Below are 25,312 nucleotides of genomic sequence, written 5' to 3' on the forward strand. Positions count from 1 at the left end.
CTATCCCGTCTGATGAACGAAGAATAGTCCGAAAAAGGTGTCAGTTAGTAGACACCTTACATCTTCATGGATTTAATTTTGACTTCATCAGGAGTAACGCGTAGGGTCTTTTGCCCTGTGTAGGTTACAAAACCAGGTTTACCACCTGTTGGCTTGTTAAGTTTTTTGACTTCAATCATATCCACCTGAACGAGATTGGACAATCTCGCCTTAGAAAAGTATGCCGCCAATTCCGCAGCATCTGTCTTGACATCATCACTTGGATGTAGGTTGCCCGTGATAACGACGTGACTACCGGGAATATCCTTGGCATGAAACCAAAGTTCTTCTTTTTTAGCCATTTTAAAGGTCAGCTCATCATTTTGCAGATTGTTTCGTCCAACCAGAATAATTGTCTGTCCATCAGTAGACAAATATTTCTCAGGTTTCTTCCGTTTTTGGATTTTTTCACGCTGACGTCGACGAATAAAGCCTGTCTGAATCAATTCTTCTCGGATTTCTGTAATTTCTGTGAGATTAGCTTGCGACAAAGCTGTTTCTACGCTCTCCAAATATTGAATGGTTTCTTTAGTTTCTTCAATCAGTCCCGTTAAATGCTTGACTGCTTCTTTTAGCTTTTGGTATTTCTTAAAATAGCGCTGAGCATTTTGGTTAGGGGTCAAAGCTTTATCCAACACAATAGTAATTTTCTCGCTTGTGTAGTAATTGTCCAGTTCTACTTGGTCTTGATTGTTGGGAACTTGGTGCAAAAAAGTAGTGAGGAGTTCTCCCTTTTGTCGAAATTCTTCAGCATTTTCAGTCGCGACCAGTTCTTGCTCTTGTTTCGTTAATTTTTTACGATTCTTTTCTAATTCATTTTCCACTCGATGAATCAGTTCACTGGCTTGTTGATTAACGCGATCGCGTTCCGCCTTATCTTGATAGAAAGCATCTAACAATTGTGATAAACTAGGAAATTCTTTCTGACTATCCGCAAAGAGAATGGGGGTAAATGACTTGCTAGTCAGGGTTGCCTGAGTGGACTTAGCGAAGAAGGCGCGGAAGGTTTTTAACTTATCATTTGTTAAGCGCTGGCTGAGTTCAGCTGCTGTATCGTGTCCCAATCCTTGAAATAAGTTTTGTAAAGAACGGGCTGACAAATCTTCTGTATGCAGAATTTCAAATAGCTTTTCATCAGAAATGGTAAAGGGATTGCGCTTATCTGTTTGAGGTGGAGTGACATAGCTTGAACCAGGCAGAATCGTACGGTAACTATTTTGAGAAAAACCAACATGTTTAATAGCTTCAATAATATTGCCGCTTGCCTTATCCATTAGGATGATATTGCTGTGCTTGCCCATGATTTCGATGATAAGAGTTGCTGCCACGTTATCTCCGATTTCATTTTTATTGGAGACAGAAATTTCTAAAATTCGGTCATTCTCGATTTGTGAAATGTTTTCAATTGTAGCGCCTTGTAGATATTTTCGCATAACCATGATAAATGTAGTGGGCACTGCTGGATTTTCAAAGGCGGTACGGGTTAGTTGAATGCGACTAAAAACAGGGTGAGCAGACAAGAGCAATTTATAATTTTGTCGATTACTGCGAATTTGTAGCACTAATTCCTGATTAAACGGTTGATTGATTTTTTGAATGCGACCGTACAGTAACTGTTGCCGCAATTCATCTATCATGTGATGTAAAAAAAATCCGTCAAAGGACATGGTGTTTCTCCTTGAATGATACTAAAGAAAATTATAACAAAAAATAGCAAGAAAAGGTTGAAAAATTATTATCAGAAAAGTTTGACAAAATACTTGACATTTATTTCAGAAACCTCTAAAATAATATCAAATTAGAAAAGTAATAAAATGTCTGTTGGCAGAGAACTTGTGGTTGGTGGAAACAAGTAGCAGGGTTTTATGAAATTGGGCTAATGGATAGAACTTGAATTTGAAACGATAAAAATTCGGTAAGCACACCTTATAGTGCAACTTGTTGTTAGACAAGATAGAGATGTAGGAAAAGTGTATGATTTTTCCCATAATTGAGGTGGCACCGCGATTTACGCCCTCACACAGGATGAACTGTGTGTGGGTTTTCTTTTATTGTTTCCGTCTTGTTAAATGGAGGGGAAGTATGTTTAAGCGATGGCGACTCTGGATTTTACTTGAATAAACATTTGAAACATACGAAATGGAGAACAGATATGAAAAATAAACGACTAATGGCAATTATTGCACTTTTAGTAGTCTTAGTTGTTGGAAGAATCATTTATTCTAGCATTAATGATGGGAAAACAACGAAAATCAACAATACAACAAAAACAGTAAAAGTCGGCGTACTACAATATGTTAGTCATCCATCGCTGGATTTGATTTATAAGGGCATTCAAGAAGGCTTGGCCCAAGAAGGCTACAAAGGCAAGAAAATCAAGATTGATTTTATGAATGCAGAAGGTGATCAAAGTAAAGTAGCAACGATGAGTAAGCAACTGGTCGCAAATAATAATGATGTGCTGATTGGAATCGCAACGCCTGCTGCTCAGGGGCTAGCTAGTGCAACGAAAGACAAGCCAGTCGTTATGGGAGCAGTGACCGACCCAGCTGGAGCAAATTTGGTCAAAGATTTGAAACAGCCTGACGGTAATATCACAGGTGTTTCTGATCACAATCCAGCTAAGCAACAGTTAAATCTGATTAAACAGTTAACACCGAATGTGAAAACAATTGGTATTCTTTACTCAAGTAGTGAGGACAATTCCAAAACGCAGGTAGAAGAATTTACAACTTTGGCTGAAAAAGCAGGCTATAAGGTGCTTCCTTATTCTGTGCCTTCGACAAATGAGATTGCTTCAACTATGAATGTGATGACAGGGAAAGTAGACGCCATTTGGATTCCAATTGATAACACCATTGCTTCTGCTTTTTCAACGGTTGTTTCCAGCAACCAAACAGTTAAAAAACCTATCTATCCAAGCGCGACGGCTATGGTAAAAGAAGGTGGTCTAGGTTCCGTTGTAGTAGATCAAAAAGAACTTGGAGTAGCGACTGGAAAAATGACTGCGAAGATTTTGAAAGGGGCTAAACCAGCAAGCACAGCGGTTGAAATCTTTACTACTGGAAAAACGGTTATAAATAAAAAAGTGGCTGCTCAGCTAGGAATAACGATTCCAGAAGATATTCTGAAAAAAGCAGGACAAGTCATTGAGTAATCCGATTGATAAGAAATGATATTTTTTAAAGTTAGGACAACATTATGATTATTTCAATTGTCTCACAAGGCCTTGTTTGGGCCATACTAGGTTTGGGGATTTTTATGACTTTTCGTATTTTAAATTTCCCTGACATGACAACAGAAGGCTCTTTTCCATTAGGTGGAGCAGTGGCAGTTACGCTGATTAGTAAAGGCATCAATCCCTTTCTGGCGACTGTTGTTGCCATTCTGGCAGGGTGTTTAGCAGGTATGGCAACAGGACTTCTTTATACCAAGGGGAAAATACCTACTCTACTTTCTGGAATTTTGGTCATGACTTCCTGCCATTCGATTATGCTCATGTTAATGGGGCGAGCTAATCGTGGTCTTCTCGGAACGAAGCAAATTCAAGATTTTCTCCCATTTTCTAGTGAAATCAACAATCTTCTAACAGGGCTACTTTTTGTCAGTTTGGTAATAGCTGCACTGCTCTTTTTCTTAGATACAAAATTGGGTCAAGCTTATATTGCTACAGGAGATAATCCTGATATGGCGAGGAGTTTTGGCATTCACACAGGGCGAATGGAGCTGATGGGGTTGGTGCTATCTAATGGTGTTATTGCTCTAGCTGGAGCCCTCATTGCTCAGCAGGAAGGTTATGCGGATGTCTCGCGCGGTATTGGAGTGATTGTTGTCGGACTTGCTAGCCTCATCATTGGCGAGGTGCTCTTTATTAGTCTGACATTAGCAGAACGTTTACTAACGATTGTTGTCGGAGCTATTTTCTATCAATTTCTGATTTGGGGTGTGATTGCACTTGGTTTTAATACCAGTTATCTCCGTCTGTATAGTGCGGTTATCTTGGCGGTTTGCCTCATGATTCCGGCTTTTAAAAATAAATTCTTTAAAGGAGTCAAGTTAAGCAAATGACAGCAATTGTAGAATTGAAAAATGCAACAAAAATTGTCGATATAGGTGTTGAGGAAGAAAAAATCATTTTGAATGACATTTCGTTGGATATTTTTGAGCATGACTTCATTACCATTTTAGGTGGAAATGGTGCAGGGAAATCCACTCTTTTCAACGTTATTGCGGGTACATTACCATTAACAAGTGGGGACATTTATATTCTAGGTGAAAATGTGACGAGTTATTCGCCAGAGAAACGCGCTAAGTATCTGTCACGTGTCTTTCAAGATCCAAAAATGGGAACAGCTCCTCGTATGACAGTGGCAGAGAATCTGTTAATTGCAAAATTTCGTGGTGAAAAGCGTCGTTTGGTCCCACGTTGTCTGAAGCGTTATCGCAAAGAATTTCAAGAAATAATAGAGAAAATTGGCAATGGTTTAGAAAAACATTTGGATACGCCAATTGAATTTCTTTCTGGTGGTCAGAGACAGGCTTTGAGTTTGCTGATGGCGACTCTCAAGCGCCCAGAACTGCTTCTTCTAGACGAACATACAGCAGCGCTGGATCCAAAAACTAGTGTTGCCCTTATGGAGTTGACTGCTGATTTTGTCCAAAGAGACCAACTGACGGCTCTTATGATTACTCATCACATGGAGGATGCGCTCAAATATGGCAATCGTCTCATTGTCATGAAGGAGGGACAGATCATCTTAGACCTTAAGCAGAAAGAAAAAGCCAAGATGACCATAGCAGATTATTATGGTTTGTTTGAATAAAAAATTCCAATCTCATTTGAGGTTGGAATTTCTTTTTTGTGCTTCTCTAATAGTATTGGGAACGAGACGAATCCGTTTAATATCTGAAATACGAATGATAGTAGACATACTTTTTTGAAAGTTTTTGACAATCAATTGTTGGCGTCCTTTGTCATATTTTACAATATCACCAGTAAAACTTTTATCTAAAAAAATGACATGTACACCTGATTTCTTTTGCAAAGCGGTTTCAATCATCTGCAAGATATCGGCGTTATCTTCTTCCAGATCTTGAGTATCGTTTTTGTAATTGATAAATTCACTGGCTCGTTCTAAAATCATTTCGAGAAATTTTTTCATAGCTAAATTCTCCATAACTTGTTACAATATATTATATAACAAACTTGCTAAAAAAGTAAATTTTTTACGAATAAATCAAGAAAGAAGAAAAAGGAGACAATATGTCAGAGTTCAAATTTGAGATAGAAGAAAAGTTACTGGTGTTATCAGAAAATGATAAAGGCTGGACGAAAGAGCTGAACCGAGTGAGTTTCAATGGTGCACCAGCCAAATATGATATCCGTAGCTGGAGTCCTGATCATACAAAAATGGGAAAAGGGATTACACTTTCCAATGAAGAATTTCAAGTACTGGTGGATGCGTTTAAAAATTGATTGGAATTAAGGGGACATTGTTTTGTTAACAATGTTTTTTTATGTTTAAAAGATATTTTTGATTTTTAATACTTTTTTTCTAGACTAAAATGATAGTTTAAAGTCTACTCTAGTAGAAGAATAGCTTTGTATCAGCTTTTAGATTATGTTATACTCTAAGCTAGTTAGTAAATAATTATTTTATAGGATAACATAAGGAGGTGTTTTATGAAAACGAGGGAATGGATTGTGAAACTGTTACTATTAGTCATACCAATATTATTTATAGGAGGGTGTAAAATGTTTGAGAATAAACTAACTTTGACGAAAGAACAACAGAGGAATGTAGTATATTGGATAGTACGAAAATATGAGGTGAATTCTATCAATTTTACAGATTTTCAAAGAGATAATATGACAGGAAGTTATCACCTTAAATTTAAACTTAACAATCAATATGAAACAGGTTTAACGGTAAATGGCTTTAAAGAATTCAATGTTTCTGATGGAATTGTCACTTTGGGACCAATAGAAGACTTCCGAAAAATCGAAAAAAATCCGTCGCTTTCTGAGAATGACAAGGTGGATATTTCCAGCATTAAAATTACGTATTTAGGAGAATAATATGGCTTTTATAGATGAAGAATATAGATGGCTGTCGGAACAATCCTACTGGGTAGATTCAAAGAAGGATGATAAGGATTATACCCCTAAAGAAGGAAAGAAGAAGAGTACAATGAGTTAGAAAGCGCTTATCGTATTCAGAAAAAGGCATTTGAAGCCAAGCACGAGGAAATTTTTGATCGAAAATTTCAGCTTGCCCGAATCGCAGATGATGAGGCAGGAAAGTTGAATGCATTTTTATATAAGACCAATCATTCTTATCATGATGGAGAACGTTTTTTTCAAAATTTGCAGCAATTAATGGAACAATCAGATAGTGCATTTAGGAAGAGAAGTAGCACTTTGGAGATGGAAGAGGAAAAATTGGATCGTGCTTATCGTAAAGAACGAGCGGCGCTTGAAGAAGAAGTTAATAAATTGAGGAGAGAGTATGCTAACGCCAATTATGAATGACTATTATTCTGATAAGGAATATCATTATGCTTTAGAACAGATGTATCGGATGATGGAACGTAGCCGTATTCAAACGATGGCAATGATTTTGACCAATAGTAAAAAAGCTACTATGCAGACATACAAAGCAAAGGTTTCAGATAGTGCACAGCGAACTAAATTAACGCTTCAAGCTATTGAGGAACAGATGGATACAGCCTTTAAAGGGCAGGTGCAACGAAAAATTGAACAGGTGGTAAGCGAGAAAAGTAGCCAATATGACAAAATCTAGAGGAATTGATATGAAAATTTTTCTTATTTCAAATCAATTAACTCTTTTGTTTTGCTCTTCTACGGGAACTCTTTTTGGTAAGAAAAATTGTTTGAACCTAGAAATAATGGATATCAGTACTTGAAAAAATATTTTTAAAGCGCTATAATCAGTATAAATTTCTATATGCGCATATAGTGAACCTAGAACTGTAGGAGGTTTAGGATGCTTGAAATTCAAAAGTTAGAAAAAAGTTTTGGACAAAAACAAGTTCTATTTGGTGTCGATTTTAGAGCTGAATCAGGACAAATCCTTGGTCTGATTGGAAAAAACGGTGCTGGGAAAACAACGATTTTTCACAGCATTCTGCGTTTTTTAGAATATAGCGGTAGGATTTCTTTTGAGGGCAAAGCTATTTCTCAAGACACTTATCGGGAAATTGGCTATTTACCAGAAGAACGAAGTTTGATGCCTAAGTTGACTGTCTATGAGCAAGTTCGGTATTTGGCAAACTTAAAGGGAGTGCCCAATGCAGTTGTGAAAGAAAAGTTGCCCCAGTGGATGGAACGCTTGCAAGTCAAAGGGAAAGTGACTGACAAAATCAAGAGTTTGTCAAAAGGAAATCAACAGAAAGTGCAGTTAATCATTACACTACTGCATGAGCCAAATTTGATTATCTTAGACGAGCCTTTTAGTGGTCTTGATCCTGTCAATACAGAAATTTTAAAACAAGTTATTGTTGAAGAAAAAGAGCGTGGAGCTACGATTATCTTTTCTGATCATGTCATGACCAATGTAGAAGAATTATGTGATGACGTTGTTATGATTCGTGATGGTAAAGTCATTTTGGATGGTAGTGTACAAGAAGTTCGTAATCAATACGGGAAAACACGCTTATTTGTATCTAGCACACTATCCCAAACTGAATTAGAAGCACTTCCTCACGTAACCAAGGCTAATTTGACCAACCAAGGAACATGGCGGTTGATCTTAGATGACGAAGCGGCTGGTAAGGAATTGTTTGACTTGCTGACTAAGGGACAATATATTGCAACTTTTGACCAACAAGCTCCAACAATAGATGAAATCTTTAAATTAGAATCAGGGGTGGAACTATGAAACAGGCTTTAATTGTTATCCAAGAAACTTATCTTCGGCATGTCAAGTCATGGAGCTTTGTCTTTATGGTAATTTCGCCTTTTATTTTTATCGGTCTTAGTTTGGGAGTTGGCTATCTTTCTTCCATGTCAAGTAGCAATTCTAGCCGCATTGCAGTCGTAGCGAACCATACCCAGATTAAAGAAGTTTTAAAGGATACCAAGAATCTGGACTTCGATTATAAAGATGAAGCAGCAGCCAAGAAAGCTGTAAAAGACGGCGATATTGGTGGCTATTTATTAGTGTCAGAAGTAAATGGTCAGATTAAGGCTACTTACTTTGCGGATACAAGCATGAACAGCACGATTAAAGCTACGATTTCACAGAAACTGATGCAGTTGCAACAGGTGGCCAATATTAGCCAAGCTAATCTATCAGATCAGCAAGTCAAGCTTCTTTCTAGAGGCATTGATTTTAAGGAAAAAATTGACGAAAAGAAAGAGGCTAAGAAAACGATTCAAACAGTTGTTGCAACAGCAATTGGCTTGGTGTTGTACATGATTCTCATTGTTTATACAAGCTCAACTGCGCAGGAAATTGCAAGCGAAAAAGGAACAAAGATTATGGAGGTTATTTTCTCCAGTATCAAGGCATCTGAATATTTTTATGGTCGAATGGCTGGAATTTTTGCAGTTATCTTGACCCATGTGGGTATTTATGTAGTTGGCGCTATAATCTTGCTTGCTTTTTCAGGACAAATTTCTTTTGTGAAGCATTTCTTAGATGCTAATCCAAATTTAATGAAGCATTTAGGTGAGGCAATTTCCTTTAACACGATTGCTTTCATTACTTTGAGTGTCTTTATGTTTGTAGTCTTGTCTGCTTTTTTAGGCTCGATGGTCACGAGAATTGAAGATGTTGGCAAAGCCGTTCAACCAGTTGTGATGCTAGTTGTATTAGGATTCTTAGGTGTAACATCTTTGGGAAATGCAGGCGACACGATTTTACTGAAAGTAGGTTCTTATATTCCGTTTATTTCGACTTTCTTTATGCCTTTCCGTGCGATTAATGGTTATGCGAATGGACTCGAAGCGTGGGTTTCGTTTGCTATTGCTTTTATCTTTACATTAGGAATGACGGTCTATATCGGTCGGATTTATTCGAGTTTGATTTTGCAAACAGATGATATGGGCATTTGGAAGAGCTTCAAAAAGGCTTTAGCTTATCGTTAGTCGTTTATCTTCACAAGTTTTCTTGTGAAGATTTTTTGTTATGCTTCAAGGCAGTTGTTTTCTGTTGAACAGATTCAAAAATGATATAATAAAACTATATTTTGATAGAAAAAGGATGCACATGAAATTACTTTATACAGATATTCGCAATCCCTTAACAACGATTTTGGTGAAAGAAGCAGAGCGTTTGGCACAGGAAGGTAACCGCGTGTTTTATATTGCTCCTAACTCTCTTTCATTTGAAAAGGAGAGAGTAGTTTTAAGCCAGCTCACTCATCAAGCGTCCTTTGCTATTACAGTGACGCGGTTTACCCAGATGGCACGCTATTTTGTCCTCAATGATATACAGCAAGGTAGCCCATTAGATGATATTGGTCTGGGAATGTTATTTTACAAAGTCTTGTCAGAAATGGATGAGAAGGACTTGCGAGTGTATGGCGGTATTCGCACGGATGCACAATTTATTCAGCAGTTGGTTGAACTTTATCATGAGTTGCAGAGTGCTCAGATGACGTTCACGGATTTGGAACATCTGGAAGAAGATGAGAAGAAAGCAGATTTCCTCAAGATTTTGCAGGCTGTTACACAGCAGATCAATCAGAGTGAGTTTAGTTCTGAATCAAATATTATGACCTTTGCCAATCATATAATGACAGGTGATGTAGATAAGGAATTGCAAGATTTAGTCTTGGTGATTGATGGCTTTACGCGTTTTTCTGCTGAGGAAGCCTACTTGGTTGAGCTACTGCATAGCAAGGGAGTGGAAATTGTTATTGGTGTTTATGCAAGCGAAAAAGCATACCGTACAAGTTTTCGAGAGGGAAATCTCTATCAAGCTAGTGTAGATTTCTTACGCTATTTGGCAGATAAATATGAAGTGAAGCCTGAGCATAGACTAGCAACACCATTAGATGATGCATTTGGAAATATTTCAAAACTGTTAGAAAGTCGGTATGATTTCTCAGATGTTGACCTAGAGTTAACGGAGCAGGATCGCTCGCATGTGCAGATTTGGTCAACAGTCAATCAAAAGGAAGAATTAGAATATGTAGCAAAAAGCATTCGTCAGTTAGTTCATGATGGAGTTCGTTATAAGGATATTCGCGTTCTTTTGGGAGATGTGGAAGCGTATCATTTACAGTTAAAGACGATTTTTGATCAGTATCAAATCCCTTTTTATCTGGGACGAAGTGAGGCTATGGCCCATCACCCTTTGGTGCAATTTATTGAAGCTTTAGTGCGCCTAAAACACTACAATTTTCGAACGGAAGATTTGCTCAATCTCTTAAAAACAGGTCTCTATGGTCATTTAAACCAAGAAGAGTTAGACTTGTTTGAGCAATATATCTGCTTTGCAGATATAAAAGGAATGGGTAAGTTTTCTAAGGAATTTACTCACAATCAACATCAAAAATTTGATCTCATTCGCATCAATCACTTAAGAAAAGAAATAGTCATTCCTCTTTTGGATTTTTTAAAATCTCGTAGTCAAACAGCAATGGGGTTACTTCAAAACTTTCATCAATTTTTAACAACAATTTCTTTTTCTCAGAATTTTGCTGGTTTAGTAGATTTTACGAATCCGCAAGATCAAGAACGGCAAGAGGAAGTTTGGAAAGCTTTTTGTCATGTTTTGGAACAGTTTGCCAGTGTCTTTTCAGCCAGCAAGATTAAGCTAGATGATTTTTTGACCTTGGTGCAGTCGGGAATGCTGTTATCTAATTATCGGACTGTTCCAGCAACAGTAGATGTCGTAACTGTTCAGTCTTATGATTTAATTGAGCCTTTGTCGAGTCCTTTTGTCTATGCTATTGGTTTGACCCAAGATTATTTTCCAAAAATTGTCCAAAATAAGAGTCTTTTATCAGATGAAGATCGTTTATTGTTAAATGAAGCGACAGGTGAGTACTCAGAATTGGTGATTGCTACTCAGGAAAATCTTAAGAAAAATCGTTTTGTCGCCTTGTCACTTCTGAATGCGGCAACAGACAGATTAGTTCTCTCTACTCCTCAGATTGTCAATGAAATAGAAAACAATATTTCTTCCTATTTACTAGAACTACATGAACAACCAATTGCTTTGCCAATTGAAGTGAAGCGTCCACAGGCAACGAGTGATGATATTGGTACTTACCGCGGTTTATTGGCAAGGATTATTGAATTAAATCAAGGAGAGATTGACAAAGAGCGTTCTTTGTCTGATAAAGACCAGACTTTTTGGGCAGTTGCCGTACGAGTTTTGCGCAAAAGATTAGAAAATGAAGGTGTTTCGATTCCTAATGTAACATCAAGTCTTGAAACAGAGACTTTGTCAGATCAGACCTTACAGGTTCTTTATCCGTCTCATCAAGTATTTTTACTATCAACTTCAGCCTTGACAGAATTCTATCGTAATCAGTATGCTTATTTTTTGAAGTATGTCCTAGCTCTACAAGATGAAATGACGATCCATCCAGATGCGCGCAGTCATGGAAATTTTCTGCATCGTGTGTTTGAAAAAGTCATGCAAGATTCATCAAGTGAGCAGTTTGATTATCGGCTAGAAAAAGCTATTCAAGAAACGAGCCAGGAAGCGGAATTTAAAGCGATTTATACTGAAAATGCAGTAGCTTTATTTGCGCATGAAGTGTTGCTTGATACGGCGCATGCAACAGGGCTCGTTTTAGAAAAAAATGATTTGGTAGATACTATTCAAGAAGAAGCGGTTTTTGGACAAGAAGATGTGAACTTTTTAAGCTTATCAGATGGACGTAAGCTTCAAATTCGCGGGAAAGTTGACCGAATTGACCGATTGAGGAGTAATAACAGTTTAGGAATTGTAGATTATAAATCAAGTGATACGAATTTTGATTTTCAAAAATTTTTTAATGGCTTAAATTCTCAATTGCCAACCTATCTAGCGGCATTGAAGCAAGAAAAGTGGGTAGATGATGGTACGCAGTTTTTTGGAGCTATGTATTTACAGATGGGTAACCCACTTGTGCCTTTAGCTAAAACGAAGTCGTACGATGATACGGTCAAAGAAGCGATGAAAATTCTGGAATATAAGGGCTTGTTTTTATCTGATCAAGCTCATCAGCTCAATAACTTGTATAATAAAAAGAAAGTCAATTTGTTAAGTCAAGAAGAACTAGAAACTTTGTTAGCTTATAATGCACTTTTGTACCGTCGTGCTGCCGAGCAGATATTGGCAGGGCATTTTAAGATTAATCCTTATACAGAAAATGGCAAAAGTATTGCACCTTTTGTGGAGCAGTACAAGTCGATTACGGGCTTTGAAGCCAATCTTCACCTTTCTAGAGCCCGACATTTGGTTAAGCTAGATAAGCACTCAGCAGGTGAAAAAAAACGTCAAGCGTGGATAGAAAAGATGAAGGAGGAGCTAGAAAAATGAAGAGACTACCATTTTTGAATCAAGCAGAAATTTGTGCTTTGCAGCATCAAGAAGCACAGTCTAATAAAACTCAAAAACGTACAGCAGAGCAAATCGAAGCCATCTACTCCTCTGGTCAAAACATTCTCGTGTCTGCTTCTGCAGGATCAGGAAAAACCTTTGTAATGGTGCAGCGGATTATTGATCAAATTATGCGGGGAGTTCGTATTGAGCAGCTCTTCGTTTCAACTTTCACCGTAAAAGCAGCTAGTGAATTAAAAGAGCGCTTGGAGAAAGAGTTGTCCAAGGCCTTGAAAGAAACAACTAATGAGGAACTTAAACAGCACTTGGCGCAGCAATTAGCTGATATTCCCAATGCAGATATTGGAACTATGGACTCTTTCACTCAAAAAGTCCTGAATAAATATGGTTATCTGTTGGAGTTGGCACCAAATTTTCGCATTTTACAAAGTGCGAGTGAACAATTATTGCTACAAAACGAAGTTTTTGAGCAAGTTTTTGAAGACTTCTATCAATCTGATCAGGCAGCTTTGTTTAAAAAAATGGTCAAAAACTTTACAGGTCAGAGGAAAGATTTGTATGGTTTTCGAGAGCAAGTTTATAAGATTTATTCTTTTTTGCAGTCTACTAGTAATCCAATAGAATGGTTGGAAAAAGACTTTTTGAAAGGTTATGAGTTTGCAGATTTCCAAGAAGAGAAAGCACAACTCTTAACGAAGACTAAAGAAGCCCTCTTTGATTTAGAAGATTTTTTCCATTATCATTTGATCCATGAAGCCAAGGAATTTCCCAAAGCAAAATATCTTGAAAATGTGCAGCGTGTGCTTGATGGCCTTTCAAGTTTACAAGGGCATTCCTCTGAGAAAGTCTATCTCACAGCGCTCAATCATATTGTAGAAATATCGCGTGACAGCAATGGAAAAGCCTTGACGAACAGCGGTCGTAAAGAAGAATTAAAAGAAATCATCAACGCCTATAACGAAAAACGCAAAGAAAAAATTCAAGTTCTACGAGACTTGGCGGATCAATTTTATCGTTTTGAATTTCAAATGACCTACCATGAGGAAGCAAAAGAAATTTTGCTTGTTTTGCAGCAATTTATGAAATCGTTTGTTACAAGCTATTTGAATCGCAAAAAAGAAGAAAATGCTTTTGAATTTGCGGACATTAGTCATTTTGCTATTCAGATTTTAGAAGAATGTTCGGATGTGCGTCAGTTTTATAGGAACAAATACCATGAAGTTATGGTAGATGAATATCAAGATACTAACCACACGCAAGAGCGGATGCTAGAACTGTTATCAAATGGGGATAATCGCTTTATGGTAGGGGATATTAAACAGTCTATTTACCGTTTTCGTCAAGCGGATCCGCAGATTTTCAATGAGAAATTCAAAACCTATAAAGAAGATAGCAGACAAGGGAAATTGATTGTCTTAAAAGAGAATTTTCGCAGTCATTTGGAAGTCTTGGAAGCCACCAATGATGTGTTTAAGCGCCTCATGGATGAGGAAGTGGGAGAAATTGATTACAATGAAACGCATTATCTGGTCGCTGGAAATCCTGATAAAAAAGAACCAAATCCCTTGTATCAGACAGAATTTCTCATTTATGATGGAGCGCTTGAAGCGGATAAGGAAGAGAATGACAAGGAGGTTTCTTCTGTTTCTGCAGGAGAAGTAGAACTGGTAATTAAAGAAATTATTCGCCTGTACAATGAAGAAAATGTCCAATTTGAGGATATTACTTTGCTAACGGCTTCGCGGACGCGCAACGATGTGATTTTAGCTGAATTTGCTAAATATGGTATTCCTGTCGTTTCAGACGGTGGTGAGGACAATTACCTTCAGTCTGTTGAAGTCATGGTGATGTTAGACACCTTGCGTACAATTAACAACCCTCTCAATGATTATGCTTTAGTGGCGCTTTTAAAATCGCCAATGTTTAACTTTACAGAAGATGAATTGGCACGTTTAGCTTTGCAAAAGAAGGTGACTGAGACAAATTATGTTGTCCATCAGGAAAATCTCTATGAGAAGTTGAAGAATGCTCGGAATGGGTACGGGCAATATCCTGAACTTATCACGCCTCCTCTTTTAAAAAAAATCCAGCAATTTCAAGGAACACTACAGGCTTGGCGAGAGTATGTGAAAACAAATTCACTATATGATTTGCTTTGGAAAATTTATCAAGATCGCTTTTATTACGATTATGTGGGAGCTTTACCAAATGGAGCGGGACGCCAGGCCAATCTTTATGCACTGACCTTACGAGCAAATGATTACGAAAAAATGAGTTTTAAAGGCTTGTCACGTTTTATTGGGATGATTGATAAAATCTTGGAAACACAGAATGATTTAGCCAGTGTAGTCAGTGCAGCTCCGAAACATGCGGTTCGCCTGATGACGGTTCATAAGAGCAAAGGTTTGGAATTTAAATATGTCTTTTTGCTTAATATGGACAAAGTATTTAATCGTAAAGATAGCAGTTCTGCTTTGATTCTCAGTCGTCAAAATGGTGTTGGAATCAAGTATGTGGCTGATGTAGCAGTAGATGTTGCTGATAAGTTAGCTCCAAACCATGTTCGCTTGTCTATTGATACTCTGCCTTATGAGCAAAATGAACGTGAGATCCATTTAGCCAGCATTTCGGAACAAATGCGTCTACTCTATGTTGCCATGACACGGGCTGAAAGGAAACTGTATTTAGTTGGTAAAGGTCATCAGAACAGTTTGGAGAAAAAAAGCTTCCCTACTCCAGTGAAGGGGCATTTAGCTGCATCTATCAGGCAAAGTATGACAAGTTTTCAAGATTGGATGTGGGCTTTACATGTAGTATTTGAGAAAGATAATCTAGCTTTTTCAACGCGATTTGTGACAGATAATGACTTGACAAGTGAAAAAATAGGTCAACTGAAATTGAAAGATGCGGTTATTGAAGAGGATTTAATAGAGAATCGCCAATCTGAGGATATTCGCAGGGCTTTGGATATTTTGGAAAATGTAGATCGACTGAATACTCAGTATCGAGCTGCCATTCATCTACCGAGTGTTCAAACACCAAGTCAAATCAAGAAATTTTATGAACCAGTTATAGATACAGATGGTGTTGAAATTATGGAGAAAAGGAATCCGACCATTGTAGGAAAAGCTTCTTTTGAGCTACCAAATTTTGCTAAAAAAGCTCCAGTTACAGGAGCGCAAATTGGTAGCGCCGTCCATGAACTGATGCAGCGTATTCCTTTGGATCAAGCCCCTACGATAGCTATTTTGAGAAAAGTTTTAAAACAGGTTCAGGCAGAAGCAAGTGTTAAAAAGAAAATTAATTTGCAAAAGATAGCTAGTTTCTTTGGGACTGAACTTGGACAGCTCCTTTTGAAGTATACAGACAGAGTATATCGTGAAGCCCCTTTTGCTATGTTAAAGCAGGATCCAGCAAGTGGACAAGATTTTGTTGTTCGTGGGATATTAGATGGCTATCTTCTATTAGCTGACCGAATTATTCTCTTTGACTATAAAACGGATCAATACACTCATTCAAGTGAATTAGTCAAACGATACCGAGGGCAATTAGCACTTTATGCCGAAGCTCTTAGGCGTTCGTATGGTATTGAAAAAATTGAAAAATACCTAGTGCTACTAGGTGAATCTCAACTTCAAGTAGTCAAGGTGGATTAGATAAGATTTGGAAAGAAGTGGGCTGCTGAATGCGCCCACTTCTTTTTTAGAAAAAACCATTTTCCCGAACGTTAAAACATCACGAAGGATGAAAAGTTCATAAAATGTACAATTTATTTCAAAAAAATATTGAAAATTTCAGAAAAATTAGGTAAACTACTATGTAACCGGATGATGGAGGAATGATATTTGAAATTATATTCTGATGTTACAATTCAATATTATAAAAGAAATCAAAAGGCAGCTTTGTGCGGCCTTTTTGTTAAACTGAATAGAACTTTATGAAAATTTTCACTTAAAAAGTTTAAACCTTTTCGTGGGAATTTTGCAGCAATAGAATGAAAAGTATTAAACTCTATCAGAATCTAGTTATTTTTGATAATAGTACTCATTGTTTGAAGAAATGTTCGATTTTGAGAATTTTTTGTAATATTATTGGAAATTTACTTGAAAAGCAATAGGAAAAATAGTAAAATAGAATTAAAGAAAACGCTTACAAAAGTGAGGTGGCAGAATGGATAGACAAGAAGCATTAAGAACTTTTACCACAGGTGAAAATTTCCATTTACAGCACTATTTGGGAGCTCATCAAGATGAAGTAGATGGGCAAAGTGGCTACACATTTCGTGTGTGGGCACCAAACGCTCAAAGTGTTTATCTGATTGGAGACTTTACGGATTGGTATGAACATCAAATTCCCATGGTACGTAATGAAGGTGGCGTATGGGAAGTATTTACGGAGTTACCTCAGGAAGGAGACATTTACAAATATAACATTAAGCGAAGTAGCGGCCAAGAAATTTTGAAAATTGATCCACTGGCAGTTTATTTTGAAAAACGTCCGGGTACAGGAGCTGTTGTGCAAACGCTTCCTGAAAAGAAATGGAAAGATGGCCTATGGTTGGCCCGCAGAAAGCGCTGGGGATTTTTCTCTAGGCCAGTAAATATTTATGAAGTTCATGCAGGATCTTGGAAGAAAAATGAAGACGGAACTCCTTATTCATTTGCCCAATTAAAAGATGACCTCATTCCATATCTGGTCAAAATGAATTATACTCATGTGGAATTTATGCCACTAATGGCACACCCACTTGGCTTGAGTTGGGGCTATCAGTTGATGGGATATTTTGCCCTTGAACATACATATGGAACACCGGAGGAATTCCGTGATTTTGTAGAAGAATGTCATATCAATAATATCGGAGTTATCGTAGATTGGGTGCCTGGGCATTTCACGATTAATGATGATGCTTTGGCTTATTATGATGGCACACCTACATTTGAGTATCAAGATCATGATCGTGCCCATAATTATGGCTGGGGTGCTCTTAACTTTGATTTAGGAAAGAATGAAGTACAGTCTTTCTTGATTTCTAGTATCAAGTTTTGGATCGACTTTTATCACTTAGATGGAATCCGTGTGGATGCGGTTAGCAATATGCTTTATCTAGACTATGACAGCGGCCCATGGCAACCAAATATAGACGGTGGCAATCGCAACTACGAAGGTTATTACTTCCTTCAACGCTTGAATACTGTTATCAAGCTTGCTCATCCAGATGTTATGATGATTGCAGAAGAAAGCACGAGTGATACGAAGATTACGGGTATGACGGAAATGGGTGGTCTTGGATTTGACTACAAGTGGAACATGGGCTGGATGAATGATATTTTGCGCTTCTACGAAGAAGATCCAATTTACCGCAAGTATGATTTTAATCTAGTAACCTTTAGTTTCATGTACGCCTTCTCTGAAAATTTCTTACTGCCTTTCTCTCATGATGAAGTGGTGCATGGTAAGAAGAGCCTCATGCATAAAATGTGGGGAGATCGCTATAATCAATTCGCTGGCTTACGAAATCTCTATACATATCAAATGTGTCACCCAGGGAAGAAACTTCTTTTCATGGGTAGTGAATGGGGACAATTTTTAGAATGGAAATGCGAAGAATCTTTGGAATGGCATGACTTGGCGGATGATATGAATGCCAAGATGCAGCATTTCACTTCTCAGCTCAATCAGCTTTACAAAGAACATCGTGTTCTATGGGAAAATGATTTGAATTGGGACGGTTTAGAGATTATTGATGCGGATAACATTGACCAGAGTGTACTTTCCTTTATTCGTAAAAATGACAAAGGAGATATGTTGGTATGTGTATTTAATATGGTTCCAGTAGAACGTAAAGACTTTACCATTGGCGTTCCAGTAGCAGCAATATATGCAGAAATTTGGAATACCGAATTAGAAGAATGGGGAGGTGTATGGAAAGAGTACAATCAAACAGTTCAGTCTCAAGAAGGGTTGTGGAAGGATTATCCTCAGACGCTGACCTTTACTTTGCCAGCATTAGGGGCAAGTATTTGGAAAATTAAACGTCGTGTGAAATCAGCAAATGGAAGCAAAAAGTCCAAAAAGGAGTAGCAGATGAAGAATGAAATGTTAGCTTTAATTCTTGCCGGTGGGCAAGGAACACGTCTTGGAAAACTCACTCAAAGTATTGCCAAACCGGCAGTACAGTTTGGTGGGCGTTACCGCATTATTGACTTTGCATTGTCAAATTGTGCTAACTCAGGGATTCATAATGTAGGTGTCATTACTCAATACCAACCGTTAGCTTTGAATAGTCATATTGGAAATGGTTCTAGTTGGGGACTGGACGGTATTAACACAGGAGTATCTATTCTCCAGCCATATTCAGCAAGTGAGGGCAATCGTTGGTTTGAAGGAACGAGTCATGCGATTTATCAAAACATTGATTATATTGATACTATCAATCCTGAATATGTCTTGATTTTATCTGGTGATCATATTTACAAAATGGATTATGATGATATGCTTCAGTCTCATAAGGACAACAATGCTAGCTTGACAGTAGCTGTTCTAGACGTTCCGTTGAAAGAGGCAAGCCGCTTTGGTATTATGAATACGGATGCTAATAATCGTATTGTTGAATTTGAAGAAAAACCGGCTGAACCTAAGTCAACAAAAGCTTCTATGGGAATTTATATTTTCGATTGGAAACGTCTGCGCAATATGCTTGTCGCTGCTGAAAAGAGCAATGTAGATATGTCTGATTTTGGTAAAAATGTTATTCCAAATTATCTAGAATCTGGTGAAAGTGTCTATGCTTATGAATTCAACGGCTACTGGAAAGATGTTGGTACGATTGAATCGCTTTGGGAAGCCAATATGGAATATATCGATCCAAACAATGCTTTGGATAGTCGCGATCGCCAATGGAAGATTTATTCGCGAAATTTGATTTCCACACCAAATTTTCTTGGTAAACATGCTCATGTCGAAGATTCTTTGGTTGTGGATGGCTGTTTTGTAGATGGAACGGTTAAGCATTCCATTCTTTCTACGGAAGCCCAAGTGCGTAAAGATGCAGTCGTAGAAGATTCTGTTGTAATGAGTGGTGCTATCATTGGTCAAGGCGCAAAAATCAAACGTGCGATTATCGGTGAAGGAGCTATCATTTCTGATGGTGTAGAAATTGATGGAACAGATGAAGTGCAAGTTATCGGATACAATGAGAAAGTGGGGGTACCATCAGATGAAGATTGATAAATATTCAGCAATTTTAGGAAATACAGTTGGATTTCATGATATGCCTACTTTGACAAATCATCGTCCGGTTGCTAGTTTGCCGTTTGGTGGGAAATATCGTTTGATTGACTTTCCGTTGTCCAGCTTGGCTAATGCAGGGATTCGGAGCGTTTTTGGTATTTTCCAACAAGATAATATCAGCTCTGTCTTTGACCATATCCGTTCTGGACGTGAATGGGGGCTGTCTACTCTTTTGAGTCACTACTATCTTGGTATTTATAATACGCGTGTAGAAAGTTCTACTGTTGCTAAAGAATACTACGAGCAATTGTTAACTTACTTAAAACGTTCGGGTAGTGATCAGACAGTAGCATTGAACTGTGATGTTTTAGTGAATATTGACTTAAATCAAGTTTTCCACTTACATACGACAACTGACCAGCCTATTACAGTGGTCTATAAAAAATTGCCAAAAGAAGGTATCTCTGAAGTTAACGCGGTATTAGAGATTGATGAAACAGACCATGTGAAAAATCATCATCTTTTTGATGATAAAGAACAGCAAGATTTGTACAATATGTCAACAGATATTTTTGTTGTAGATACACTCTGGCTGATTGAAAAGTTAGAAGTAGAAGCACAAAAAGAATTTCCTCAAAAATTACGTTACGTTTTACGTGATTTAGCTGTTCAGGAAAAGGCATTTGCTTACGAATACACTGGTTATTTAGCAAATATTCATTCTGTCAAGTCATACTTCGATGCTAATATTGATATGCTTGATTCGCATAAATTCTATTCTCTTTTCTCTCCAAATCAAAAGATTTATACTAAAGTAAAAAATGAAGAGCCAACTTATTATGCAATCGGTTCTAAGGTTTCAAATTCTCAATTTGCTTCTGGTAGTATTATCGAAGGAGAAGTGAGCGATTCTGTCATTTCTCGTAATACTCGTATTAAAAAAGGAAGTCGTGTAAAAGACAGTATTCTTTTTCCTCGTGTCCTTATTGGTGAAAACGCAGTGGTTGAGTATGCTATTTTAGATAAGGGGGTTGAGGTTGCTGAAGATGTGACCATTCGAGGAACGGTTGATAACCCCGTTGTTATTAAAAAAGGTGAAAAAGTAACAGAGGATAGAATGCAATGAAAATCTTATTTGTAGCAGCAGAAGGAGCACCTTTTTCAAAAACAGGAGGATTGGGAGACGTCATTGGCGCTCTCCCTAAATCTCTTGTGAAGGCAGGTCATGAAGTGGGCGTGATTCTTCCTTATTATGATATGGTGGATAAAAAATTTGGCGACCAAATGGAAGACTTGTTCCATTTTGAAGTAAAGGTCGGTTGGCGCGGTCAATATGTCGGTGTGAAACGTACAATTTTAAATGGTGTGACCTTCTATTTTATAGACAATCAATACTATTTCTTTCGTGGTCATGTTTATGGTGATTTTGATGATGGTGAGCGTTTTGCTTATTTCCAAATGGCTGCTGTTGAGTTGATGGAAAGAGTAGATTTCATTCCAGATGTATTGCATGTGCATGATTATCATACCGCGATGATTCCATTTTTAGTGAAAGAAAAATACCATTGGATTCAAGCTTATCATGGAATTCGGACTGTGTTAACCATTCATAATTTAGAATTTCAAGGTCAATTTTCTGATGGGATGCTCTGGGATTTATTCGGAGTGGGTTATGAGCGCTATGCTGATGGAACATTGCGCTGGAATGATTGCCTTAACTGGATGAAAGCGGGGATTTTATATGCAGATCGTGTAACAACGGTATCACCAAGTTATGCACATGAAATTATGACACCAGAGTTTGGTTGTGGTTTGGATCAAATTTTGCGGATGGAGTCAGGCAAAGTATCAGGTATTGTCAACGGAATTGATACAGATATTTATAATCCAGAAACAGATGCGTTACTAGAATACCACTTTAACAAGGATGACTTATCTGGTAAGTTAGCAAATAAGCGTAGTTTACAGAAAAAAGTTGGTCTACCTGTGCGAGATGGTGTACCTCTAGTGGGGATTGTATCACGTTTGACTCGGCAAAAAGGTTTTGATTTAGTTGTGGATCAATTACACAATTTACTACAAGATGATGTACAAATTATTCTTTTAGGAACAGGAGAACCATCTTTTGAGCAATCCTTTTCTTGGTTTGGACAAGCTTATCCAGAAAAATTATCCGCTAATATCACTTTTGATGTGAAATTAGCCCAAGAAATTTATGCGGCGTGTGATGCGTTCTTAATGCCGAGCCGTTTTGAACCATGTGGCTTATCTCAAATGATGGCAATGCGTTATGGAACTTTACCGCTTGTACATGAAGTAGGTGGTCTTCGTGATACCGTTCAACCATACAATGCTTATGAAGGAACAGGAACTGGATTTAGTTTCAACAATTTCTCAGGTTATTGGCTGAAATGGACATTTGACAGGGCTATTGATGTATACCACAATGATAAAGAAGCCTGGAAGAAGCTTCAAAGGCAAGCTATGGAGCGTGATTTCTCATGGGATACCGCTAGCCAAGCTTATAGCCATTTGTACCAATCTCTTTATTCATAGAAAGGAGTTTGCCATTCAGAAATGGAGCTAACAAAAGAACAGTTTCTTCAAGATTTTAAAGATATTTTGCATGAAGAACAATTGATTAAGGTAGAAGATGCTACTCCGGCAGAGCTGTTTCAAACCTTAGCACATACTATTCGTAAATATATTACTCCTATGTGGTTAGAACGACGGAACAAACTAGTAGAAGATAAGCAAAAAATTGCTTATTACTTTTCTATTGAATTTCTGCCTGGGCGAATGCTGGAAACCAATTTATTAAATCTTGGAATCCTCGATGTTGTCAAAGAAGGCTTTGACGAATTAGGTGTTGATTTTACAGCTGTAAAACGGGCTGAACACGATATGGCGCTAGGGAATGGCGGTTTGGGTCGCCTTGCAGCAGCTTTTATGGATTCGCTTGCAACTACAGGCTATCCGGGATTTGGTAATGGAATCCGCTATCGCTACGGACTTTTTAAACAAAAAATTGTAAATGGATATCAAGTCGAATTGCCAGATGATTGGTTTGGCAGCCTGGGAAATGTCTGGGAAACGCGGAAAGATCATGATGTTGTAGATGTTAAAATCTTTGGAAATGTCTATCTGCAAGCCAACAAAGAAGGGCGAATGCTTCCCATTTATGAAAATTCACAAACTCTTCGTGCAGTGCCTTACGATGTGCCACAAATTGGCTTTGAAAATGATACTGTCAACAATCTTCGCCTTTGGGATGTCGAAATTCCTGAAGAATATGAGCTAGAATATCCAACGATTGAAGCACGCCGCAAAGTACAAGATATTACAGCTATTTTGTATCCAGATGATTCAAACTATGAAGGAAAAGAACTGCGCTTGATTCAAGAATATTTCATGACCAGTGCTGGCTTGCAGACAATTATCAAATCCTATCGGAAACAAGGTCTGCCTTTAGAGCAAATTCATGAAAAGGTATCGGTTCATATCAACGATACCCACCCAGCAGTAGCACCAGCAGAGTTTATGCGGCTTTTACTTGATGACTGCGGTCTTGAATGGGCAGATGCTTGGAATGCAACAGTAAAGACGATGAGTTATACCAATCACACCATTCTTTCGGAAGCCTTAGAAAAATGGGATGCGGAACTCTTTAAAAATGTTCTTCCTCGTGTTTACCAAATCATCCTTGAAATTGACAATCGCTATGTCTCTGAAATGGCTGCGCGTGGCATTGATCCGCAAGTGATTGAACATACACGGATTGTCAAAGATAATCAAGTGCATATGGCTCACTTGGCTATTATTGGTGGTCATTCTGTGAATGGTGTAGCTAAACTTCACACAGAACTTCTAAAAGAAGATACGCTCCGTGATTTTTATGCCATTTATCCTGAAAAATTCAATAATAAAACGAATGGTATCATTCAACGCCGCTGGCTGCAAATTGCAGATGAACCTTTATCAAATGAAATTGACCACTTGATTGGTAAAGGCTGGCGGACGGATATTCATGAATTGCGCAAACTTTTAGACTACAAAGATAATCAGCATGTTTTGAGCGAATTTTATAATGTTAAGCAGGAAGCTAAAGCACGTTTAGCAACTTTTATCAAAGAATCTACAGGAGTGGAAGTATCAACGAAAGCTATCTTTGATGTGCAAGTGAAACGACTCCATGCTTACAAACGCCAGTTGCTCAACCTGCTTCATATCCTTAAATTGTATTGGGATTTGAAAGATAATCTTGATAAAGATATGGTGCCGCGAGTTTTCATTTTTGGTGCTAAAGCAGCACCAGGTTATCATTTTGCAAAATCTGTTATTAAATTGATCAACGAAGTAGCAAATCTTGTGAATAATGATGAAAGTTTACAAGGCAAATTAAAAGTTATTTTCCTTGAAAATTATCGTGTCAGTTTAGCTGAACTCATCATTCCAGCGGCAGATGTGTCTGAACAAATCTCTCTTGCTTCCAAAGAAGCTTCTGGGACCTCTAATATGAAATTTATGATGACGGGAGCTATTACCTTGGCAACTCTTGATGGCGCCAATATTGAAATCAAAGATGAAGTTGGAGACGACAATATTGTGATTTTCGGTATGGACAAAGATGAAGTCTACGACCATTATGCACGTCATGATTATAATTCACGTGGTGTATACGAAAATAATCCAATCATTCGTCGTGTGGTTGATAGTTTGGTAGATGGTACTCTTCCAAATGTCCGAAATGAAGGCTCTGAGATTTATGAAGCTTTGATTACACACAATGACGAATACTTCCTTCTGGAAGATTTTGCTTCGTATGTAGCTGCACAAGAAAAAATTGATCAACTCTATCGCGACAAAGAAAAATGGGCGCGTATGAACCTTGTTAATATCGCAACGTCTGATAAATTCACATCAGATGATACGATTGAACAATACGCCAAAGAAATTTGGAACCTGAAAAAGGATTAAGCTAGAGGCTGGAACCTATCCAGCCTCTTTGTTGAAAAGTTAGTTTATTTCATTTGATAGAGGAAGATTTTGTGAAGTATCAGATTTCAATAAATAAGAACAAGATTACTGTTTTTTTATAAAGGTAGATTTATAGTGAAACAAACTTCGTATTTTCGCTATCTAGGTTTACCATTATTGCAGAAATAATTTGCTTTTTCAGAAAATGAAATAAATACTTATAAAACGTTTCCAAAAGACAAAAACATTTGACAAAAAGAGTTTTTAGGACTAAACTAAGTAAGTAAATTTTAAACATAAAGGAGAATTCATCATGAATTTAACATTTTTTGGATTATGTCTTGCCTGTATGGGTGTTTCGCTCGCTGAAGGTTTTTTAATGGCAAATCTATTTAAATCCGCATCGCGTCAACCAGAAATCATTGGTCAGTTGAGAACGCTCATGATCATGGGGATTGCCTTTATCGAAGGTACTTTCTTCGTAACACTTGCGATGTCATTCATCATTAAATAAGAAAAGAAAGTTATCCTTTAGAAAA

At 37.6% G+C, this 25,312-nt stretch carries 19 protein-coding genes and 1 other annotated feature; of the genes, 17 read left to right on the forward strand and 2 right to left on the reverse strand.

The genetic code is table 11. The features are described from left to right. Positions 1-56: 56 nt before the first annotated feature. The gene (gene fbp62, locus HMPREF1654_RS04670; RefSeq protein WP_003076478.1) at positions 57-1,706 is read right to left on the reverse strand and encodes an Rqc2 family fibronectin-binding protein Fbp62; all 1,650 of its coding nucleotides are present in this window, start codon (positions 1,704-1,706) and stop codon (positions 57-59) included. Between the two features lie 117 nt (positions 1,707-1,823). Beyond that, positions 1,824-2,060, forward strand: a binding site (T-box leader). Between the two features lie 131 nt (positions 2,061-2,191). Here fbp62 and trpX point away from each other — a divergent pair. Genes trpX through HMPREF1654_RS04685 form a run of 3 tightly spaced genes read left to right on the forward strand, consistent with a single transcriptional unit; the run spans position 2,192 to position 4,862 of the window. Beyond that, positions 2,192-3,196 (forward strand): tryptophan ABC transporter substrate-binding protein, encoded by a 1,005-nt coding sequence (trpX, locus tag HMPREF1654_RS04675; RefSeq protein WP_003076284.1) that lies wholly within the window; start codon positions 2,192-2,194, stop codon positions 3,194-3,196. A gap of 44 nt (positions 3,197-3,240) precedes the next feature. Next, the gene (locus HMPREF1654_RS04680; RefSeq protein WP_003076762.1) at positions 3,241-4,107 is read left to right on the forward strand and encodes an ABC transporter permease; all 867 of its coding nucleotides are present in this window, start codon (positions 3,241-3,243) and stop codon (positions 4,105-4,107) included. Beyond that, positions 4,104-4,862 carry an ABC transporter ATP-binding protein gene (locus tag HMPREF1654_RS04685; protein WP_003076679.1) on the forward strand — a complete coding sequence of 253 codons (759 nt, stop codon included), beginning with the start codon at positions 4,104-4,106 and terminating at the stop codon, positions 4,860-4,862. Before HMPREF1654_RS04680 ends, HMPREF1654_RS04685 begins: the two co-directional genes overlap by 4 nt. A 12-nt stretch (positions 4,863-4,874) precedes the next feature. On the opposite strand, the gene HMPREF1654_RS04690 is transcribed toward HMPREF1654_RS04685, so the two are convergent. Beyond that, complete coding sequence (locus HMPREF1654_RS04690; protein WP_037589458.1) at positions 4,875-5,216, reverse strand: hypothetical protein; 342 nt, start codon at positions 5,214-5,216, stop codon at positions 4,875-4,877. A gap of 86 nt (positions 5,217-5,302) precedes the next feature. On the opposite strand from HMPREF1654_RS04690, the gene HMPREF1654_RS04695 reads away from it, so the two are divergent. The 14 genes from HMPREF1654_RS04695 to HMPREF1654_RS04760 all read left to right on the forward strand — a co-directional run bounded on the left by HMPREF1654_RS04695 (position 5,303) and on the right by HMPREF1654_RS04760 (position 25,287). After that, the gene (locus HMPREF1654_RS04695) at positions 5,303-5,515 is read left to right on the forward strand and encodes a YdbC family protein (RefSeq protein WP_003076737.1); all 213 of its coding nucleotides are present in this window, start codon (positions 5,303-5,305) and stop codon (positions 5,513-5,515) included. A gap of 279 nt (positions 5,516-5,794) precedes the next feature. Beyond that, positions 5,795-6,118 carry a hypothetical protein gene (locus HMPREF1654_RS04700; protein ID WP_003076631.1) on the forward strand — a complete coding sequence of 108 codons (324 nt, stop codon included), beginning with the start codon at positions 5,795-5,797 and terminating at the stop codon, positions 6,116-6,118. A 225-nt stretch (positions 6,119-6,343) separates the two neighbouring features. Further along, on the forward strand, positions 6,344-6,571 hold the full coding sequence (locus tag HMPREF1654_RS04705) for a hypothetical protein (RefSeq protein ID WP_003076583.1): 228 nt from the start codon (positions 6,344-6,346) through the stop codon (positions 6,569-6,571). Continuing rightward, positions 6,549-6,842, forward strand: a complete 294-nt coding sequence (locus tag HMPREF1654_RS04710) for a hypothetical protein (protein ID WP_003072122.1) — start codon at positions 6,549-6,551, stop codon at positions 6,840-6,842. Before HMPREF1654_RS04705 ends, HMPREF1654_RS04710 begins: the two co-directional genes overlap by 23 nt. Positions 6,843-7,046: 204 nt before the next feature. After that, entirely contained in the window at positions 7,047-7,940 is an 894-nt protein-coding gene (locus HMPREF1654_RS04715) for an ABC transporter ATP-binding protein (RefSeq protein ID WP_003072123.1), read from the forward strand. Further along, positions 7,937-9,151 (forward strand): ABC transporter permease, encoded by a 1,215-nt coding sequence (locus HMPREF1654_RS04720; RefSeq protein ID WP_003076401.1) that lies wholly within the window; start codon positions 7,937-7,939, stop codon positions 9,149-9,151. Before HMPREF1654_RS04715 ends, HMPREF1654_RS04720 begins: the two co-directional genes overlap by 4 nt. 121 nt (positions 9,152-9,272) lie before the next feature. Further along, positions 9,273-12,545: an ATP-dependent nuclease subunit B gene (gene rexB / locus HMPREF1654_RS04725; protein WP_003076275.1), complete on the forward strand. Its 3,273-nt coding sequence runs from the start codon at positions 9,273-9,275 to the stop codon at positions 12,543-12,545. Continuing rightward, a complete protein-coding gene (addA, locus tag HMPREF1654_RS04730; protein ID WP_003076813.1) occupies positions 12,542-16,222 on the forward strand; it encodes a helicase-exonuclease AddAB subunit AddA in 3,681 nt (1,226 codons plus the stop codon). Before rexB ends, addA begins: the two co-directional genes overlap by 4 nt. Before the next feature lie 514 nt (positions 16,223-16,736). Continuing rightward, on the forward strand, positions 16,737-18,647 hold the full coding sequence (glgB, locus tag HMPREF1654_RS04735) for a 1,4-alpha-glucan branching protein GlgB (RefSeq protein ID WP_003076251.1): 1,911 nt from the start codon (positions 16,737-16,739) through the stop codon (positions 18,645-18,647). 3 nt (positions 18,648-18,650) lie between these two features. Next, positions 18,651-19,793 carry a glucose-1-phosphate adenylyltransferase gene (locus HMPREF1654_RS04740; protein ID WP_003072133.1) on the forward strand — a complete coding sequence of 381 codons (1,143 nt, stop codon included), beginning with the start codon at positions 18,651-18,653 and terminating at the stop codon, positions 19,791-19,793. Continuing rightward, the gene (gene glgD, locus HMPREF1654_RS04745) at positions 19,783-20,922 is read left to right on the forward strand and encodes a glucose-1-phosphate adenylyltransferase subunit GlgD (RefSeq protein ID WP_003076392.1); all 1,140 of its coding nucleotides are present in this window, start codon (positions 19,783-19,785) and stop codon (positions 20,920-20,922) included. Before HMPREF1654_RS04740 ends, glgD begins: the two co-directional genes overlap by 11 nt. Continuing rightward, a complete protein-coding gene (gene glgA / locus HMPREF1654_RS04750; RefSeq protein ID WP_003076501.1) occupies positions 20,919-22,352 on the forward strand; it encodes a glycogen synthase GlgA in 1,434 nt (477 codons plus the stop codon). Before glgD ends, glgA begins: the two co-directional genes overlap by 4 nt. Positions 22,353-22,373: 21 nt before the next feature. Beyond that, entirely contained in the window at positions 22,374-24,773 is a 2,400-nt protein-coding gene (locus tag HMPREF1654_RS04755) for a glycogen/starch/alpha-glucan phosphorylase (protein ID WP_003076777.1), read from the forward strand. 313 nt (positions 24,774-25,086) lie between these two features. Continuing rightward, the gene (locus HMPREF1654_RS04760) at positions 25,087-25,287 is read left to right on the forward strand and encodes a F0F1 ATP synthase subunit C (RefSeq protein ID WP_003025282.1); all 201 of its coding nucleotides are present in this window, start codon (positions 25,087-25,089) and stop codon (positions 25,285-25,287) included. The last annotated feature ends 25 nt before the right edge of the window (positions 25,288-25,312 follow it).

The sequence above is a fragment of the Streptococcus intermedius SK54 = ATCC 27335 genome, assembly GCF_000413475.1.
GTDB lineage: Bacteria > Bacillota > Bacilli > Lactobacillales > Streptococcaceae > Streptococcus > Streptococcus intermedius.